This window comes from Stenotrophomonas sp. 278 (genome assembly GCF_003935715.1).
In the GTDB taxonomy this organism is placed as follows: Bacteria; Pseudomonadota; Gammaproteobacteria; order Xanthomonadales; family Xanthomonadaceae; genus Stenotrophomonas; species Stenotrophomonas maltophilia_AH.
The window spans coordinates 1-17,601 of record NZ_RHPP01000092.1 but is presented as its reverse complement, the minus strand read 5'-3'; the positions used below and the strand labels follow the sequence as shown (position 1 = coordinate 17,601).

Annotated in this window: 15 protein-coding genes and 1 pseudogene; 11 read left to right on the top strand and 5 right to left on the bottom strand. The window is 67.0% G+C overall.

Annotated elements, in window-relative coordinates; translation table 11 throughout:
- From kdpB to EGJ34_RS14760, 4 genes are all read left to right on the top strand, one after another.
- On the top strand, nt 1–1,725 hold a 1,725-nt coding region (gene kdpB, locus EGJ34_RS14775), incomplete at its 5' end, for a potassium-transporting ATPase subunit KdpB (protein ID WP_125361223.1).
- Nucleotides 1,722–2,390 (top strand): potassium-transporting ATPase subunit KdpC, encoded by a 669-nt coding sequence (kdpC, locus tag EGJ34_RS14770; protein WP_125361222.1) that lies wholly within the window; start codon nt 1,722–1,724, stop codon nt 2,388–2,390. The genes kdpB and kdpC, both read left to right, overlap by 4 nt.
- 37 nt (nt 2,391–2,427) lie before the next feature.
- Nucleotides 2,428–5,088 carry a sensor histidine kinase KdpD gene (locus tag EGJ34_RS14765; RefSeq protein ID WP_125361221.1) on the top strand — a complete coding sequence of 887 codons (2,661 nt, stop codon included), beginning with the start codon at nt 2,428–2,430 and terminating at the stop codon, nt 5,086–5,088.
- Complete coding sequence (locus EGJ34_RS14760) at nt 5,069–5,788, top strand: response regulator transcription factor (RefSeq protein ID WP_125361220.1); 720 nt, start codon at nt 5,069–5,071, stop codon at nt 5,786–5,788. The genes EGJ34_RS14765 and EGJ34_RS14760 overlap by 20 nt, the downstream gene beginning before the upstream one ends.
- A gap of 83 nt (nt 5,789–5,871) precedes the next feature.
- Here EGJ34_RS14760 and EGJ34_RS14755 read toward each other — a convergent pair whose 3' ends face one another.
- The 3 genes from EGJ34_RS14755 to coaBC are packed head-to-tail and all read right to left on the bottom strand — an operon-like array spanning nt 5,872 to nt 9,954.
- On the bottom strand, nt 5,872–8,214 hold the full coding sequence (locus EGJ34_RS14755; protein ID WP_125361219.1) for a phosphomannomutase/phosphoglucomutase: 2,343 nt from the start codon (nt 8,212–8,214) through the stop codon (nt 5,872–5,874).
- 13 nt (nt 8,215–8,227) lie between these two features.
- Nucleotides 8,228–8,701, bottom strand: coding sequence for a dUTP diphosphatase (gene dut, locus EGJ34_RS14750; RefSeq protein ID WP_125361218.1), 474 nt, complete (start codon nt 8,699–8,701; stop codon nt 8,228–8,230).
- Nucleotides 8,698–9,954 (bottom strand): bifunctional phosphopantothenoylcysteine decarboxylase/phosphopantothenate--cysteine ligase CoaBC, encoded by a 1,257-nt coding sequence (gene coaBC / locus EGJ34_RS14745; protein WP_125361217.1) that lies wholly within the window; start codon nt 9,952–9,954, stop codon nt 8,698–8,700. The genes dut and coaBC overlap by 4 nt, the downstream gene beginning before the upstream one ends.
- A gap of 230 nt (nt 9,955–10,184) precedes the next feature.
- On the opposite strand from coaBC, the gene EGJ34_RS14740 reads away from it, so the two are divergent.
- Nucleotides 10,185–10,748, top strand: a complete 564-nt coding sequence (locus tag EGJ34_RS14740; RefSeq protein ID WP_125361216.1) for a hypothetical protein — start codon at nt 10,185–10,187, stop codon at nt 10,746–10,748.
- A 9-nt stretch (nt 10,749–10,757) separates the two neighbouring features.
- Nucleotides 10,758–11,204 carry a hypothetical protein gene (locus EGJ34_RS14735; RefSeq protein ID WP_185750188.1) on the top strand — a complete coding sequence of 149 codons (447 nt, stop codon included), beginning with the start codon at nt 10,758–10,760 and terminating at the stop codon, nt 11,202–11,204.
- A gap of 15 nt (nt 11,205–11,219) precedes the next feature.
- Here EGJ34_RS14735 and EGJ34_RS14730 read toward each other — a convergent pair whose 3' ends face one another.
- A complete protein-coding gene (locus EGJ34_RS14730) occupies nt 11,220–11,615 on the bottom strand; it encodes a VOC family protein (RefSeq protein WP_125361215.1) in 396 nt (131 codons plus the stop codon).
- Nucleotides 11,616–11,993: 378 nt separating this feature from the next.
- Nucleotides 11,994–12,896, bottom strand: coding sequence for a LysR family transcriptional regulator (locus EGJ34_RS14725; RefSeq protein WP_125361214.1), 903 nt, complete (start codon nt 12,894–12,896; stop codon nt 11,994–11,996).
- Nucleotides 12,897–12,992: 96 nt separating this feature from the next.
- Here EGJ34_RS14725 and EGJ34_RS14720 point away from each other — a divergent pair, with 96 nt between their 5' ends.
- The 5 genes and pseudogenes from EGJ34_RS14720 to EGJ34_RS14700 all read left to right on the top strand — a co-directional run.
- Nucleotides 12,993–14,108 (top strand): NADH:flavin oxidoreductase/NADH oxidase, encoded by a 1,116-nt coding sequence (locus EGJ34_RS14720; protein ID WP_125361213.1) that lies wholly within the window; start codon nt 12,993–12,995, stop codon nt 14,106–14,108.
- 301 nt (nt 14,109–14,409) lie between these two features.
- Nucleotides 14,410–14,661 carry a hypothetical protein gene (locus EGJ34_RS14715; protein WP_125361212.1) on the top strand — a complete coding sequence of 84 codons (252 nt, stop codon included), beginning with the start codon at nt 14,410–14,412 and terminating at the stop codon, nt 14,659–14,661.
- Nucleotides 14,645–15,331, top strand: coding sequence for a DNA repair protein RadC (gene radC, locus EGJ34_RS14710; protein ID WP_125361211.1), 687 nt, complete (start codon nt 14,645–14,647; stop codon nt 15,329–15,331). Before EGJ34_RS14715 ends, radC begins: the two co-directional genes overlap by 17 nt.
- A 107-nt stretch (nt 15,332–15,438) precedes the next feature.
- Complete coding sequence (gene argS / locus EGJ34_RS14705; RefSeq protein ID WP_125361210.1) at nt 15,439–17,124, top strand: arginine--tRNA ligase; 1,686 nt, start codon at nt 15,439–15,441, stop codon at nt 17,122–17,124.
- An 18-nt stretch (nt 17,125–17,142) separates the two neighbouring features.
- Nucleotides 17,143–17,601, top strand: a pseudogene (locus tag EGJ34_RS14700) (sporulation protein); the annotation flags it as partial.

Below are 17,601 nucleotides of genomic sequence, written 5' to 3'. Positions count from 1 at the left end.
CGCCGTCTGTCGGCGGCGCACGCCGGTGCCAGCCAGACCCACGTCCCGGCGGCGGAACTGCGCCCGGGCGACCATGTGATCGTCAGTGCCGGTGAACTGGTGCCGGCCGATGGCGAGATCGTGCAGGGCTTGGCCACCATCAACGAAGCGGCGGTGACCGGTGAATCGGCCCCGGTGCTGCGTGAAGCCGGTACTGACCGCAGTGGTGTGATCGGTGGCACCAAGGTGCTGTCCGACCAGATCATCGTGAAAGTCACCGCCGAACCGGGCAACAGCTTCCTCGACCGCATGATCGCGCTGGTCGAAGGCGCCAACCGCCAGAAAACACCAAATGAAATCGCGCTGACCCTGCTGCTGGCGGCCATGACCCTGACCTTCCTGGTGGTGGTGGCCACGCTGCCTGCGATCGGTTCATTCGTGGGCGTGAATGTCGACCCGCTGCTGCTGATCGCCCTGCTGGTCTGCCTGATTCCGACCACCATCGGCGGCCTGCTGCCGGCCATCGGCATCGCCGGCATGAACCGCGCGCTGGCCGCCAACGTGCTGGCCAAGTCGGGCAAGGCCGTGGAAGTGGCCGGCGACGTCGACGTGCTGCTGCTGGACAAGACCGGCACCATCACCCATGGCGACCGCCAGGCCACCCACTTCCACGCGCTGGCGGGCATCGACGCCGCCCAGCTGCGCGAAGCGGCGCTGCTGTCCTCGCTGGCCGACCCGACCCCGGAAGGCAAGTCCATCGTGCGCCTGGCGCGCGAACAGGGCTGCGCCGCCGCCGAACCGGATCGTGCCGAGTACCTGGCCTTCACCGCGCAGACCCGCATGAGCGGCGTCGACCTGGACGGTGGCCGCCGTATCCGCAAGGGCGCATCCGATGCGATCACCGCCTATGTCCGCGAGCAGGGTGGCACGGTGCCGGCCGAGCTGGCCGGCCGTGTCGAGCAGGTCGCCCGCAACGGTGCCACGCCGCTGGTGGTGTGCGAAGGCCGCCACGTGCTGGGCGTGATTGAACTGTCGGACGTGGTCAAGCACGGCATGCGCGAGAAGTTCGCCCAGCTGCGCGCGATGGGTATCCGCACGGTGATGATCACCGGCGACAACCCGCTGACCGCCGCAGCCATTGCGGCCGAAGCCGGTGTCGACGACTACATCGCCGAAGCCCGCCCGGAAGACAAACTGGCGCGCATCCGTGCCGAACAGGCCGGTGGTCGACTGGTCGCGATGGTGGGCGATGGCACCAACGACGCCCCGGCGCTGGCCCAGGCCGACGTCGGCCTGGCGATGAACTCGGGTACGCAGGCGGCGAAGGAAGCCGGCAACATGGTGGATCTGGATTCGGATCCGGCCAAGCTGCTGGCGGTGGTCGAGGTAGGCAAGCAGCAGCTGATCACACGCGGTGCGCTGACCACCTTCTCGCTGGCCAACGACGTCTCCAAGTACTTCGCGATTCTGCCGGCACTGTTCGCGGCGGCGCTGCCGGCGATGGCGACGTTGAACGTGATGGGGCTGTCCAGCCCGCGCAATGCGGTGCTGGCGGCGCTGATCTTCAACGCACTGGTGATTCCGGCGCTGATTCCGCTGGCGCTGCGCGGCGTGCGCTTCCGCCCGGCCACGGCGACCGCGCTGCTGCGCCGGAACATGCTGGTGTACGGGCTGGGCGGCGTGCTGCTGCCGTTTGCGGCCATCAAATTGATTGATCTCTTCCTTGTCATGGTGTTTGGCGCATGAACCGCTCAACGACTGCTTCGCTTTCCCGCCCCCTGCCCTCGCGCGCCGACACCACGGTCGCGCTGGAGGACGGTGCCGCGCTGCGTCCGGCCCTCGTGCTGGGTGTAGCCAGCCTGCTGGTACTGGGCCTTGCCTACGCGGTGGCCACCACCGGCGTGGCCGGTGCGTTGTTCCCCGACCAGGCCAATGGCAGCCTGCTGATCCAGGACGGCCAGGTGCGTGGCTCGCGCCTCGTGGCCCAGCCGTTCGTGGCCGACGGCTACTTCCAGTCGCGTCCCTCGGCGGCCAGCCATGACCCGATGGCCGCCGCCGGCAGCAACATGGCGCGGACCAACCCGGACCTGCAGGCCCGCGTGAAGGAGGCCACCGCAGCGGTGGCGGCGCGCGAGGGTATTGCCGTGGATGACGTGCCCGCCGACCTGGTGACCCAGTCCGGGGGTGGGTTGGATCCGCACATCTCGCCGGCCGCTGCGGCCGTGCAGGTGGCGCGCGTGGCCAAGGCGCGTGGCATGACCGTGGAACAGGTGCAGGCCTTGGTTGAGGCGAATACCGAGGGCAGGACCTGGGGGGTGTTGGGGCAGCCTCGGGTCAATGTGTTGATGTTGAACGTGGCGTTGGATGGCGCGAAGAGCAGCCGGGCAGAGCCCGGCTCTACGGGGCTGTGATGTTGTTGTGGCGCGGTTGCGAGCACAATCCTCTCCCATGACTGATTCCCGTACCCGGCAGGCCGATGCCCTGGTGGAAGGCCTGCAACGCGAGGCCGGCGGCAAACTGACGGTGTTCCTGGGCGCGGCCCCCGGCGTAGGCAAGACCTACAGCATGCTGACCCGTGCCCATGAGCAGCTGCGGCGCGGCGCAGACGTGGTGGTGGGGCTGGTGGAAACCCACGGCCGCGCCGAGACCTCGGCGCTGCTGGAGGGTCTGCCACAGGTGCCGCTGCTGCAACGCCAGTACCAGCAGCACATCCTGCAGGAGATGGACCTGGATGCCGTGCTTGCACGGCATCCAGCGTTGGTGCTGGTGGACGAACTGGCCCACCGCAACGTGCCCGGCAGCCGCCACGAACGGCGCTGGCAGGACGTGATGGAACTGCTGGACGCCGGCATCGACGTCTGGACCACGATCAACATCCAGCACCTGGAAAGCCTCAACGACGTGGTGATGCGGATCACCGGCGTGCGCGTGAGCGAGACCGTGCCCGATGCGGTGCTGGACCGCCTGCATGACATCGTGCTGGTGGACCTGCCCCCGCGCGAACTGATCGAGCGCCTGCAGCAGGGCAAGGTCTACGTGCCCGAACAGGCAGCGCAGGCGCTGAATCAGTTCTTCTCGCCGGCCAACCTGACCGCGCTGCGCGAGCTGGCGATGCAGGAAGCGGCCGACCGCGTCGACAGCAGCCTGCGCGAAACCCGGGCGGCGCGCGGCGAAGGCAATCTGCCGCTGCGCCGCCGGGTACTGGTGGCGATTGATGGCGGTGGCCAGAGCGAATACCTGGTTCGCGTAGGGCGGCGCATCGCCGAGCGTCGTGATGCCCCCTGGACGGTGGTGACCGTACAGAACCGACGCTGGGACGAAAGCACCCAGCGTGAGATCGATGCCGCGTTTGCGCTGGCCCGCCGGCTGGGGGGCGAGGCCGAGCTGCTGCATGGAACCAGCATTGCCGACGCACTGCTGGACCACGCCGCGCACAACAGCGTGTCCACGGTGGTGCTGGGCCGCACCCGGGAACGCCCGTTCGCGCGCATGCTCAACCGCACGCTGACCCAGCAACTGGTGCAGCGCGGTGCGCACTATGAGATCACCATCATCGGCACACCGCAGGCGCGTGCGCATGCACGTCGGCATGGACTCTCCATGCCCTCGCTCAGCGCCGGCACCGACGCGCTGCTGGCCGTGGCGGCGACCGCGGCCGCCTGCGTTGTGGCCGCCATCGCCGAACGCTGGGTCGGGCTGTACGACCTGTCGATGGTGTTCATCGTCGCGGTGGTGCTGGTGGCCGCACGCAGCCGTACCCGCGCGGCGGTGATGGCCGCAGCGCTGTGCTTCCTGGCCTACAATTTCTTTTTCATCACCCCGCGCTTCACCTTTGCGATCAGCGCGCGCCAAGGGGTGATCACGGTGTTCCTGTTCCTGGCCGCTGCGCTGGTGGCGGGGCGGCTGGCCTCGCGCCTGCGCATGCAGGTGGTGGCGCTGCGCGCCGCCAACCGGCACGCCAACGCGCGCCAGGTGCTGGGGCGGCAACTGACCCGGGCCGCAAGCATTGAACAGGTAGCCCAGGCCGGACGCGAGGCACTGGAACAGGCCCTGGACGTACCCGCCTGGCTGCGCATCGGCGCGCAGACCAGTGCCGGCGGCAGCGGCGTTCCGGCCGAGACCGACCTGGCCGCATCGGACTGGGCGTTGCGGCAGGGCCAGCCCAGTGGTCGCTTCACCGACACGCTGGCCGGCGCACAGTGGTGGTTTCTGCCGCTGCTGGACGGCGAGGCCAGACCGATCGGCGTTGCGGGGATGCGCTTCCCCCGTGAGGTGCCGCGACTGACGCCGGAGCAGCGACAGCTCGCCGAGGCGATGGTGGACGACATCGCGCAGGCGGCGCTGCGTACGCGGCTGGTCGCTGACCTGGAAAAGGCGCATGTGAGCAACGAGACCGAACGGTTGCGCTCGGCGCTGCTTTCGTCGGTGTCGCACGACCTGCGTTCGCCGCTGTCGGCGATGATCGGCTCGGCCGAAAGCCTGTCCAGTTATGCCGACGCGATGGACGCGACCGACCGTCGTGCCCTGCTCAGCACCATTCTGGTCGAGGGCGAGCGGCTGGACCGTTATATCCAGAACCTGCTCGACATGACCCGGCTGGGTCATGAGGGCCTGCAGATCAACCGCGACTGGATCGGCGTGGACGAGCTGATTGGTTCGGCCGCACGCCGGCTGCAGCGCTATCAGCCCGACGTGAAGCTGAAGCTGGATATTCCGGCCACGCTGGGCCCGATCTGGGTGCACCCGGCGCTGGTGGAGCAGGCGGTGTTCAACGTGATGGAGAACGCCGCGAAGTTCTCGCCACCCGGCGCGGCGGTGGAAGTCACGGCCCGCGTGGTGGAAGGCGAGCTGCGCATCGACGTGCTCGACGCCGGCCCGGGCATTCCCGATGACGAGCGCGCGCGCATCTTCGACATGTTCTATACCGTGGAGCGCGGTGACCGCGGCCGGCATGGTACCGGCCTGGGCCTGACCATCTGCCAGGGCATGATCGGCGCGCATGGGGGCCGTGTGCAGGCACTGCCGGGTCGCGATGGACGCGGTACCCTGATCCGGATCACGCTGCCCCTGCTCAAACCTCACCCTGCTGATGACCACGACGAATCCTGATGCCGCCCAAGGCGTACCACCGGCCCGCGTGCTGGTGATCGACGACGAAGCGCAGATCCGACGCTTCCTGGATATCAGCCTGCGCGCGCAGGGGTATCGCGTGCTGCAGGCGGAAACCGGACAGCAGGGTCTGGAGCTGCTGGCCACCGAGGGGGCCGAACTGGTGATCCTGGACATCGGCCTGCCTGACCTTGAGGGGCATCAGGTGCTGGCCGAACTGCGCCTGTGGAGCCAGGTGCCGGTGATCATGCTGACCGTGCGCGCCAGCGAGACCGAGAAGGTGAAGGCGCTGGATAACGGGGCCAACGACTACGTGACCAAGCCGTTCGGCATCCAGGAACTGATGGCGCGGATCCGGGCGCTGCTGCGCTGGCGCACGGTGAGCGCCGACGGGGCGCTGCCGCACTTCGATGATGGTCATCTGCACATCGACCTGGTGCGGCGCGAGGTGCACCTGGATGGCGCACCGGTGGCCCTCACCCGCAAGGAGTACGCGCTGCTGTCACTGCTGCTGCGCAACGCCGGGCGGGTGGTGACCCAGCCGCAGATCCTGGCCGAGATATGGGGCCCTACCCACCAGCAAGACACGCATTACCTGCGCATCCTGGTGGGCAAGCTGCGGCACAAGCTGGGCGACTCCGCGCTGGAGTCGCGTTATCTGTTCACCGAGCCCGGGGTGGGGCTGCGGTTCAAAGGTTGACCGGTTGATCCGGTATCGACCAACGGTCGATACCTACCGGCGTTCCGGACACGGTAGGTGCCGACCGTTGGTCGGCACATCGGTCAGAACGGCAACTGCACATCCGGCAACAACGGCTGCAGCTGTTCGCGGAACAGCCCCTTGATGCGGTTCAGCGCCGCCTCGTCGTTGCCTTCAAAACGCAGCACCAGCACCGGTGTGGTGTTGGACGCGCGCAGCAGGCCCCAGCCGTCCGGGAAGTCCGCACGAAGACCGTCGATGGTCGACAGGCGTGCACCGGCAAACGGCGATTCCTCGCCCTGCGCCGCCGATACGAACAACGACACCAGCGCATGCGGGGTGCCCGACTCCACCGGCACCTTCAGCTCCGGCGTGGACACGCTGTCGGGCAGCTCGTCGAGCACTTCCGACGGGGTTTCCTCACGCTGGGCGAGGATCTCCAGCAGGCGCGCGGCGGCATACAGGCCGTCGTCGAAGCCGAACCAGCGCTCCTTGAAGAAGAAGTGCCCGCTCATCTCACCGGCCAGCTCGGCATCGGTCTCGCGCATCTTCGCCTTGATCAGCGAATGGCCGGTCTTCCACATCATCGGGCTGCCACCGTTGCGCAGCACGTAGTCGGACAGCTTGCCGCTGCACTTGACGTCATAGATGACCAGCGCGCCCGGGTTGCGCATCAGCACGTCGGCCGCGAACAGCATCAGCAGGCGGTCGGCGTAGATGATTCTGCCTTCCTTGGTCACCACGCCGAGGCGGTCGCCGTCGCCGTCGAAGGCCAGGCCGAGGTCGGCGTCGAAGCGCTTCACGGTCTGGATCAGGTCTTCCAGGTTGTGCGGGTCGCTGGGGTCGGGATGATGGTTCGGGAAGGTGCCATCCACGTCGCAGTACAGCGGGATGACCTCGGCTCCGATCGCTTCCAGCAGCGGCTGGGCAAGCTCACCGGCCACGCCGTTGCCGGCGTCGGCCACGACCTTGAGCGGACGGTCCAGCTGCACGTCGTCGGCGATGCGCTGCACATAGTCGGCGTTGATGTCGCGCTGCTGCAGGCTGCCCGGCTCGGCGGCCACGTGCAGGTCGCCATTGCGGATGCGGTGATAGAGCTCGGTGATCGCCTCGTTGGCGAGGGTTTCACCGCCGACCACGATCTTGAACCCGTTGTAGTCCGGCGGGTTGTGGCTGCCGGTGACCGCCACGCAGCTGCCGGCGCGCAGGTGATAGCTGGCGAAATACACCACCGGCGTGGGGGCCAGGCCGATGTCGATGACATTGCAGCCGGCGCGACGCAGGCCTTCGATCAGGCTGTTGCTGAGCTCGGGCCCGGACAGCCGACCGTCGCGGCCGACCACGATGTCACGCAGCCCCTGCACCTGCAGCACCGAGCCGATGGCCTGGCCGATCAGCGCGGCCACCGGCGGGGTCAGTTCGCGCCCGACCACACCGCGGATGTCGTAGGCACGGAAGATGTCTTCGGCCACTTCATTGCCCGGGCCCTTGGGCAGCGGCGGCGGGTTCGAGCCGTCGGCGTCGGCGCTGACCGGGGCCAGCAGGGGCTCCTGCGCCAGGCTTTCGCTGAGCGTCGGGCCTTCGTCAACCGTTGCGGCGGCTGTGCGGCGCACCGGCAGTTTGACCCGGCCCCTGCCAAGTTTGAGCAGTGCCGCCACCACCAGCAGCAGCACGCCGACGATGAGGCAGGGAATGAACCCGAGCCCCAGCGGACCCGGCTCCACATCCGGCACGGCGGCAGCCAGACGCAGGCCGCTCTTGCCGATCGGCCGGGCCAGGCCTTCCGCGCGCGAAGCCAGTGCGGTGTCGCCCTGTTCGATCACGCTGTGGCTGCCCTGGCGCAGCGCCAGATAGCCGTTGCCCGGCACGCGCACCTGGTCGAAGGTTCCGATCAGTTTCAGCAGCGGTTGGCGTACGTACACCACGGCAGGCCCCTGCGGTCCCAGCTGCACCGGTGCCGCCAGGCCCAGGCGCTGGCCACCGGCATCACGCACCACGCGGGCTGCGACGGCCTCCGACGATTGAGCAGCCTCCAGCAGCGCCAGGCGGGCATAACCAAAGGCTTTGGGGTCGGCGTAGGCGGCATCGAGCGCGGCAGGCAGCACCTGCACTTCTTCGGTACCCGGCCAGCCTTCGCGTACCGCCAGGGCCACCGCGTCCGCATCGCCCTTGGCCAGCGCGGCGCTGACACGCTCGCTCTTGAGCACCTTCTGCAGCTGGGAGACCTGCCCGCTCCACGCGGCCAGCAGTCCATCGGAAATCTGGTCACGCGACGCTTCCAGCGCGGTGCCGGCCGAGGCCTGCTGCCACTGGCGCACACCGCCCCACACGAACCACGCTGCCAGCAGCACCAGCAGCACCACCAGCAGCCATTGCTTCTGCGAACTGCTGAGTTGGCGCTTGCCTTCCGCCTTTGCCTTGCTCATCTACAACCCCCTGTCAGCGCACCCCGGTATGGCCGAATCCACCCGTTCCCCTGGCGCTGTCGGTGAAAGTATCCACTACCTGAAGCCCCACGCGTGCAATCGGCATCACCACCAACTGTGCAATACGGTCCCCGGGTTGCACCGTGAAGGCCTCGCGGCCGCGGTTCCAGGTGCTGATCAGCAGCGGGCCCTGGTAGTCGGCGTCGATCAGGCCGGTGCCGTTGCCGAGCACGATGCCGTGGCGGTGGCCCAGTCCGGAGCGCGGCAGGATCACCGCGCACAGGTTCGGATCGGCGATATGGATGGCGATGCCGCTGGGAATCAGCGCGGCGTCGCCAGGTTGGAGGGTGAGCTCGGTCTCCAGTGCGGCGCGTAGATCCAATCCGGCGCTGGCTTCGGTGGCGTAGGCCGGCAGCGGCCAGGTATCGCCGAAACGCGGGTCAAGCAGTTTGACCTGCAAGGGCTGGAGCGACGGATCAACACTCATGCATGCAACCTCTGGGCTATCAGGGACAACAGTTGTTCGGCCAGGCGCGCCTTGCTGGTACCGGGGAACGCCTGTTCCCCACCCTGCCAGTAGGCCGTTGCGGCGTTCTCGTCGCTTTCAAAGCCGCCGTTGGCGATGCCGACCTGGTTGGCGATCACCAGATCCAGCCGCTTGTCGACCAGCTTGCCGCGTGCGTACTTCTCCACGTCGTGGGTTTCGGCTGCGAAGCCGACCACCAGCTTGAGCGCGTTGGTCTGCTGCGCCACTTCGGCCAGGATGTCCGGCGTGCGCACCAGTTCCAGCGTCAACGTCTGCGTACCTGCGGTCTTCTTCAGCTTTTGTGGTGCGATCTGGCGCGGCGTGTAATCCGAGACCGCGGCGGCACCTATATAGATGTCTGCCGGCAGCGCATCCAGCACCGCGCTGCGCATCTGCGCGGCCGAGCGCACGTCCACGCGCTGCACGCCGGGCGGCGTGGCCAGATGCACCGGTCCGCTGACCAGCACGACCTGTGCGCCCTGGCGTGCGGCGGCGGCGGCCAGGGCATAGCCCATCTTGCCGCTGCTGCGGTTGCCGACGTAGCGCACCGGGTCAAGGTCTTCGTAGGTGGGGCCAGCGCTGATGACCACGCGCAGGCCCTGCAGTTCCTGCGATGCGGGCTCGGCGCTGGCGGGTACCTGCAACGCGGCGAGCGCGGCGACGATCTGATGCGGCTCGCTGAGCCGGCCCGGGCCGGACTCGCCTTCGGCGAGCGGGCCATCTTCCGGACCGATCACCTGTGCGCCACGCTCGCGCAGCAGGCCGATGTTGGCCTGGGTGGCCGGGTGCAGCCACATGCGGTGGTTCATGGCCGGGCACACGGTGAGCGGCGCGGTGGTGGCCAGACAGAGCGTGGTGACCAGGTCGTCGGCGTGGCCGTTTGCCAGCCGCGCCAGCAGGTCCGCGGTCGCCGGCGCGACCACGATGCGATCGGCCCAGCGGGCCAGCTCGATGTGGCCCATGGCCTGCTCGGCCGCGCTGTCCCACAGGGTCGTGCGGGTGGGCTGACCCGACAGGGCCTGGAAGCTCAATGGGGTGACGAACTGCTGGGCACCGGCGGTCATGGCGACCTGGACCTGGGCACCGGCGTCGCGCAGGCGTCTCACAAGGTCCAGCGACTTGTAGGCCGCGATGCCGCCACCCACGCACAACAACAGCTTCTGGCCGTCCAGCGGGCGCGTCTGCGCCGGGGATGCCTGGGGGGAGTCAGCCACCTGCGGAATTCCTGTAGATCTGAGGCCGCTAGCTTACCCGATGCGATGTGGCGGCCCTGATGCGCCAGGGGCATGAGTGGGGGATTTCTGGTTATGAGCGGTGAAAACCGACAGACGTGTCAGAGAAGTCTGATTGACACCCCCGGGGTTGCCCTCTAGTTTTCCAGGCCATCCAGGTTGCGGCGTGTTTGGGGACCGCGACCCTCACTAAGGCCAAGGACTGACCCGTCATGCGCGTTTCCTTCAGGCATCTGCTGCCTGTTCTGCTGCTTTGCAGCCCGCTTGCCGCGCAGGCGCAGATCCAGGCCGACGGGGATTACTGGATCGTCCACCATCAGGGCAAGTCTCCAAACAAGGAGATGTTCGTGGTTGACGCCGATCCTGCTCACATCGTCAAGAATGCCGATGGCACCCTTACCCTGAGCGTGCACCAGATCTACCAGAGTCGCCAGACTCCGAAGCTGACGGTCTATCAGGTAGACGTTGACTGCGCCCAGGCACGGGTGCGGATCAAGCGGGCCGATGAGATGCGGGACAATCCCAGTGAAACCACTCCTTTGCAGGCGTCATCGGACTGGCAGGCCGCCGCCGACCAATGGTTGAGCAACAGCCGCGACTTCGTCTGCATGCCGGAGTCGCGGGTCCGAATCGGAACGGTGCCGATCGGAAAGATGCAGATGCCGGGGATGATCAACGCGGCCCGGGTCTACTTCACAGTTCTGCATGGCGAACACCCCAGGGGCGACATCCTGCAGCAGATTGATGACGCGCTTGACCGGATGCCGCTGAAATGACTTCGGCTCATGAGTCGCCGCTACCTGACGCTGCAATGGGAGAAGCATGAAATGAAAAGGATACTCTCGCTCGCAGTAGCGCTGATCGCGCCCACCACATGCTTGAGCATGCCCAACCTGTCTGACATGCGGGCGAATGCGGCTTGGAAGGGGCGTCCGGTAAGCGAGGCCGTGAGCCAGTTCGGCGCGCCAAATCGGATCGAAACCGATGTGGGCAAACAAGTAGTGGTTCTGGTGTATGCCCGCAACACCGCGCACACCAGCCGCGAAGCCCTCGGAACCTACACCGGTCCGCAGGACGGGCGACTGGTTCACGTCGAGTCGTATGGCGATGTAACGCGGCGCTCGGAGTGCGAAATCCGCGTTGCCGTCAACCGCGCACGCCAGGTCGCCCGCATCTGGAAGGAGGGCGGCTACTGCTGGCAACTGGACATCGGGCCGAAGAATCCGGGATAGCGGGTTGCGTGGGGTTTACGCCGGCCGGTAGATCGCGCACAGCTTGTTCCCATCCGGATCGCGCACGTAGGCCAGCCACGCTGCGCCCATGTTGCTCTCACGCAGTCCCGGCGGGGCCTCTATGGAGGTTCCGCCGGCAGCCACTGCGGTATCGTGGAACGCCTGGACCTGTTCGGGCGACGTGCACTTGAAGCCGATGGTGGCTCCGTTGGCGGCCGTGGCCGGCTCGTCATTGATGGGCTGGCTGACACAGAAGCTGCTGCCGTCGTGGCGGTAGAACAGGCGGACATGGCCGGAATCGGCGCGGTTCTCATACGGCTCGCGGGCTCCGAACACGCCGCCCAGCACGGCGTTGTAGAAGGCCTTTGAGCGTTCGATGTCGTTGGAGCCGACCATGACGTGATTGAGCATGTGTCACCTGGATGCACGCTGAGAAGAGACAGCCATGGTAGCGCGGCCCAGGGGCCGCTCCCTGCATCGGGCGGTTCGTCGGAAAAAAGGAGATTCTGTCGCACGGCTACTGTACCGGCGGGTCCCGTCGAGGCAGCTTGTCCGGACTCGACACGACCAGGAAGTCCCGATGCGAAACTCCGTCCACGTGCAGGCTCTCTCGATCCTGCTGAGCCTGCTGCCTTCCCTCGCCGCTGCGGCCGATCTACCCGATACTTCCGGGGATGCCTGTCGGATGGTCCAGAGCGCAGCGAACCAGGCAACGGTTCGTCTACCGTTCCAGACAGTCGAGGGAAGGCGGTCGCGGTCTGGCGCTGAGCGGGAACGGGTGAGCACGCCCTACGTTGTCGGCGCACTGCACCGGCCCAGCTGAAACCTCGGCACGCCCCGCAGCTGCTCCACCAACCATCGCGCCGGACCCGACAGCGGCCACTCGGCGCGATGGATCAGCCACAACGTATCGACCACCGGCTCGCCGCAGTCCACCACGCGAAGCGCGTCCGGCTGTGCGAACGATTCGCGGGCGTGGCGCGGGATGACGGTGAAGCCCAGCCCGCGTGCCACCGGTTCGAGAATCAGCGCCACCTGGTTGGTGAAGCCATGCACCGGCAGCGTGCCGATGCCCGGATTGCCCGGGTAGCGTCGCGAGAGCAGTCGGGTGGCCATGGCGCGGCCGTCCGGATGATCGATGAAGCCCAGTCGCTGCAGATCGGACCACTGCTCCGCCACTTCGCCTGCGGGTACCACCAGTTCCAATGATTCCTCGGTGAATGGGGTGGCGAGCAGGCGAGGATCATCTGGCTTGAGCGTGACAAGCCCGAGCTCGTACTGCTTCTGCAGCACCGCCTGCAGGATGTCGGGATCGGGGGCAAAGCGATGCCGGATGCACAATCCCGGATGGTTGCGCTGGTAGTCCAGCAAGATGGGATAGAGCGCCAGCCCGACGCTGCCCGGGGTGATGAAGCTCACCTCGCCCACGTCGGTGACCGCGTCACTCAGGCTCGCCCGCAGGCGGCGCTCGGCGCGCTCGGTTTCCTGCACGTAGGTCAGCAGCGCGACGCCTGCGGGGGTCAGTTCGACCTGCCGCGGCCGGCGGATGAACAGCGGGCCCAGTTCGGCCTCCAGTTGCCGGACATGCTGACTGACCGCAGCCTGGGTAAGCCCCAGCGCATGGGCGGCACGGGTAAAGCCACCGGTGCCGGCGACCGCTGCGAACGAGCGCAACCACTGTGGGTTCTGCATAACGAACTCTTATCCAAAGGATAAGGCGCCATTAGAGCACCAATGGGTGCGCGGTCCCTACCCTTATCAGGTGAAGCTCCCCTACCTGAGAACCTGATGGCCGCCCTGTTTACCCCGTTCCAGCTGAAAGACGTCACCCTGCGCAACCGCATCGCCATCCCGCCGATGTGCCAGTACTCGGCCCATGAGGGCTACCTGAGCGATTGGCACGCGCCCCACTACGCCGGCATGGCCCGAGGCGGAGCCGGCCTGGTGATCGTGGAAGCCACCGCGGTGTCGCCGGAAGGTCGCATCACGCCCGGCTGCGCCGGCCTGTGGGAAGACGGACACATTGAGGGCATGGCGCGGGTCGCCAGCGCTATCAAAGCCGCCGGCGCGGTGCCCGGCATCCAGATCGGCCACGCCGGTCGCAAGGCCAGCGCCAACCTGCCGTGGGAAGGCGATGACCACATTGCCGAGGACGACCGCCGCGGCTGGCCGACGCTCGCCCCTTCCGCGATTGCCTTCGGCGCGGGCCTGCCGAAGGTGCCCCGTGCGATGACGCTGGATGACATTGCCCGGGTACAGTCTGACTTCGTCGCTGCTGCCAAGCGTGCACTTGCGGCCGGTTTCCAGTGGCTGGAGCTGCACTTCGCGCACGGATATCTGGCGCAGAGCTTCTTCTCGCCGGTGGCCAACCGGCGCACGGATCAGTACGGCGGTAGTGCCGGCAACCGTGGCCGGTTCCTCCTGGAAACCCTGGCCGCCGTGCGCGCGGTGTGGCCGGAACACCTGCCGCTGACCGCACGCTTTGGCGTGGTGGAGTACGACGGCAGCGACGAAAGCTTCTATCCCGAAGCCGCACAGCTGGTGCGTCAGATGCGCGACGGCGGGCTGGACCTGATCGATGCCAGCATTGGTTTCTCCACGTTGAACAGCAAGGCACCGTGGGGCCCGGGATTCTTCGTGCCGGTGGCCGCGCGGTTGAAGCACGACGCGCAGATGCCGGTGGCGGCCAGTTGGTGCATTGATGATCCGCACATGGCGGAGAAGGCGGTGGCCGAGGGCAGCATGGATCTGGTGCTGATCGCGCGCGCGCATCTGGCCAATCCGCATTACCCGTACCAGTTGGCGATTGCGCTGGGTGAGGAGAATCCGGCGTGGACGCTGCCTGCACCGTATGCGCATTGGCTGTCGCGGTATCGCGGGCCGGGGAAGGGTGCTGCGCAGTAAAGAGCAGTTTGAGACAGAGCCCTGGGCAGCGTTTGCCGAGGGCCTTTTTTAAGACGTTGGCCAGGTTTGTCATCACCTGGCCCGCCTGCTGCAGCTAGCGCACAGACTGTGTCTATGAATCGCGTGCAGTCTCGTAGGTCGAGTTACCTCGACGAGCCGGAGACTATGAGGCGCGCGATCCTCCGTCAATCGTACAAATCGCCAGCATCAGCGCATCGAGACTATTGGCGACACAGGCGCGTCCGCCGGATCGAATCGCACCCCATCGAAAACTCCGGGTTTGGAGGCAACTTTCAGGCCGATGTCGCTCACGGCCTCGCGGCTGCTTGATGGAGAGCGTAGCGTCCATCCGCAGCTGCGAGACAACATCATGCATTGTCGATTGCAGCTGGTTTTCCACATCAGCCAATCAGCAAACAGGAGAAAAGAGATGACAACGTTCGTGGTCGTCGCCTCAGTCGTGATTTCAATCCTCGGCCTCGCAACTGGCATCTACTCAGTATTGGCCGATCGGAAGTACAAGGCACGCAAGCGTGATGCCGAACGTCAGTGACTGGCCAAAGGACGAGCGCCCTCGGGAGAGCCTGATCGCCAACGGACCGGCGGCATTGAGCGATACCCAGCTTGTGGCTCTATTGTTGATGACCGGCCAGAAGGGACGCCACGTCATGGACATCGCGCGCGAGCTGCTGGAGCACCACGGTCCGCTCCGGAAGTTGCTCGACATGCCGGCCAAGGACCTGTCGAAGTTGCCGGGGCTCGGCATGGCCAAGGCCTGCATGCTGGTGGCGAGTCTGGAGCTGGCCCGGCGTCATCTCTCGGCGAAGCTCGCCAAAGGCGAACTGCTCAGCGATCCGCTCGCTGCCCGACAGTACTTCAAGCAGCGTCTGCGCGGCCGGCCGGTGGAGGTATTCGCCGCCCTCTTCCTCGACAACCGCCACCGCATGCTGGCCTTCGAAGAGCTCTTCTCGGGCACGATCGACGCGTCCGGGGTCTACCCCCGTGAAGTCGCCCGCCACGCCCTGCTGCACAACGCGGCGGCGGTCATCGTCGGCCACAACCACCCGTCCGGGCATGCCGAGCCTTCGGCGGCCGACCGGCATGTCACCGTGGAACTGCAGGCGGCATTGCAGCTGGTCGGGGTCCGGCTGCTGGACCATATCGTGGTTGGGGAAGGGGAGCCGGTGTCGATGGCCGAGCGGGGGTGGCTGGGGCGGGTTTGAGGCTGAACGGGGTGGTCAGGTCCCCTTGCTGGGGGGCGGTTCAATGGTTTGGGGCCCATCTGGGCTAAAATTGCCGATTCCGCCGCTCCCGTCTCAAAGCAGGCCTTGTGAAAAATCTCCTCCGCGCCCTGATCAACCAGGGCATTGAAGCCCTGCGTGCCAACGGTACGCTGCCGGCCGATACCCTCACCCCGGACTTCGTGGTGGAACGCCCGAAGACCCGTGAGCACGGCGATTTCGCCACCAATGCCGCGATGCTGCTGGCCAAAGCCGCGCGCAGCAATCCGCGCGCCGTGGCCCAGGCCCTGGTCGATGCCCTGCCGAAGAGCGACGACGTGACCGGCGTGGACATTGCCGGCCCGGGCTTCATCAATTTCCGCCTGGCTGCCAGCGCCTACCAGCGTGAAGCCGCCTTCGTGCTGAAGGAAGGGGCCGATTACGGCCACAACCTGAACGGCAACGGTCGCACCGTCGGCGTGGAATACGTGTCGGCCAACCCGACCGGTCCGCTGCACGTCGGTCACGGCCGCGCCGCCGCCATCGGCGACTGCCTGGCGCGCCTGCTGGACGCCAACGGCTGGAATGCCAAGCGCGAGTTCTATTACAACGACGCCGGCGTGCAGATCGAGAACCTGGCCCTGTCCACCCAGGCCCGCGCCAAGGGCCTGAAGCCGGACGACGCCGGCTGGCCGGAAGCGGGCTACCGCGGCGACTACATCCAGGACGTGGCCGATGCCTACCTGGCCGGGGCCAAGGTCGAGCTGGAAGGCCACACCGTGGTCGGCGAGCGCGACCCGGACAACCTGGACGGCATCCGCCGCTTTGCCGTGGCCTACCTGCGCAACGAGCAGAACCTGGACCTGGCGGCATTCGGGGTGGATTTCGACATCTACTTCCTGGAGAGCTCGCTGTACAAGGACGGCAAGGTCGAGGAGACCGTGGCCCAGCTCAACGCGGCCGGCCACACCTATGAGGAAGGCGGCGCGCTGTGGCTGCGCTCGACCGACTTCGGTGACGACAAGGACCGCGTGATGCGCAAGTCCGACGGCACCTACACCTACTTCCTGCCGGACGTGGCCTACCACCTGAGCAAGTGGCAGCGCGGCTATGAGCGCGCCATCACCGAACTGGGTGCGGACCACCACGGCTCGCTGGCGCGCGTGCGCGCCGGCCTGCAGGCGCTGGACGTGGGCATTCCGAAGGGCTGGCCGGAATACGTGCTGCACCAGATGGTGACGGTGATGCGCGGCGGCGAGGAAGTGAAGCTGGGCAAGCGCGCTGGCGGCTACCTGACCCTGCGCGACCTGATTGAAGAAACGGGCCGCGACGCCGTGCGCTGGTTCCTGATCGCGCGCAAGCCGGATTCGCAGCTGACCTTCGATATCGACCTGGCCCGCCAGCAGAGCAATGACAACCCGGTGTTCTACGTGCAGTATGCGCACGCCCGCGTGTGCAGCCTGCTGCGCCAGGCCCAGGAAAAGGGCCTGAGCTTCAGCCAGGGCGATGTTGCTTCGTTGGCCACCCTGGGCGATGAAGCCTCGCTGTGGCTGATGGTGGAAATGTCGCGCTTCCCGGAAGTGGTGGAAGCGGCGGGTATTGCACTGGAACCGCACCTGATCGCGCAGTACCTGCGTGAATTGGCGCACGCATTCCACACGTGGTATCACGGCACCCAGGTGCTGGTGGCTGACGACGCCGAGCGCAATGCCAAGCTCACGCTGGCCTGCGCGGCGCGTCAGGTGCTGGCCAATGGTCTGAACCTCCTGGGCGTTTCCGCCCCGGAAAAAATGTAATCACCGGAGTAGTAGTAAATGGCAGCACGACGCGGCAAGAGCCAGGCACGGCGCAACAGCAGCCAGGGCACACCCGGATGGGTGTGGCTGGTGGCCGGTGTGGCGATTGCGGCGGTGGTGTTCCTGGCGGCACCGAACCTGTTCAAGAGCGAAGGCGACGGCTTCCTGCGGGTCGGCCCGCAGCCGAACCCGAACGCGCAGCCGGCCCCGGTGAGCGACGCCGATACCGACGTCGACACCGAACTGCCGCGCCCGGGTGCCACCAAGCCTGCCGAACCGGCCAAGCCGGCTCCGACCCAGTACGACTTCTACACCCTGCTGCCCGGCAAGGAAGTGGAAATGTCGGACGCGGAACTGGCCGCCAGCACGCGTGCTGAAGAGCAGCGGCGTGCCCGGGCCGAAGCCCAGCGCGCGCAGGCCGCATTGGAAGGCCGGCCGGTGCCGGCGGCCGCCGCGACGTCCACCTCGGTCGCGTCC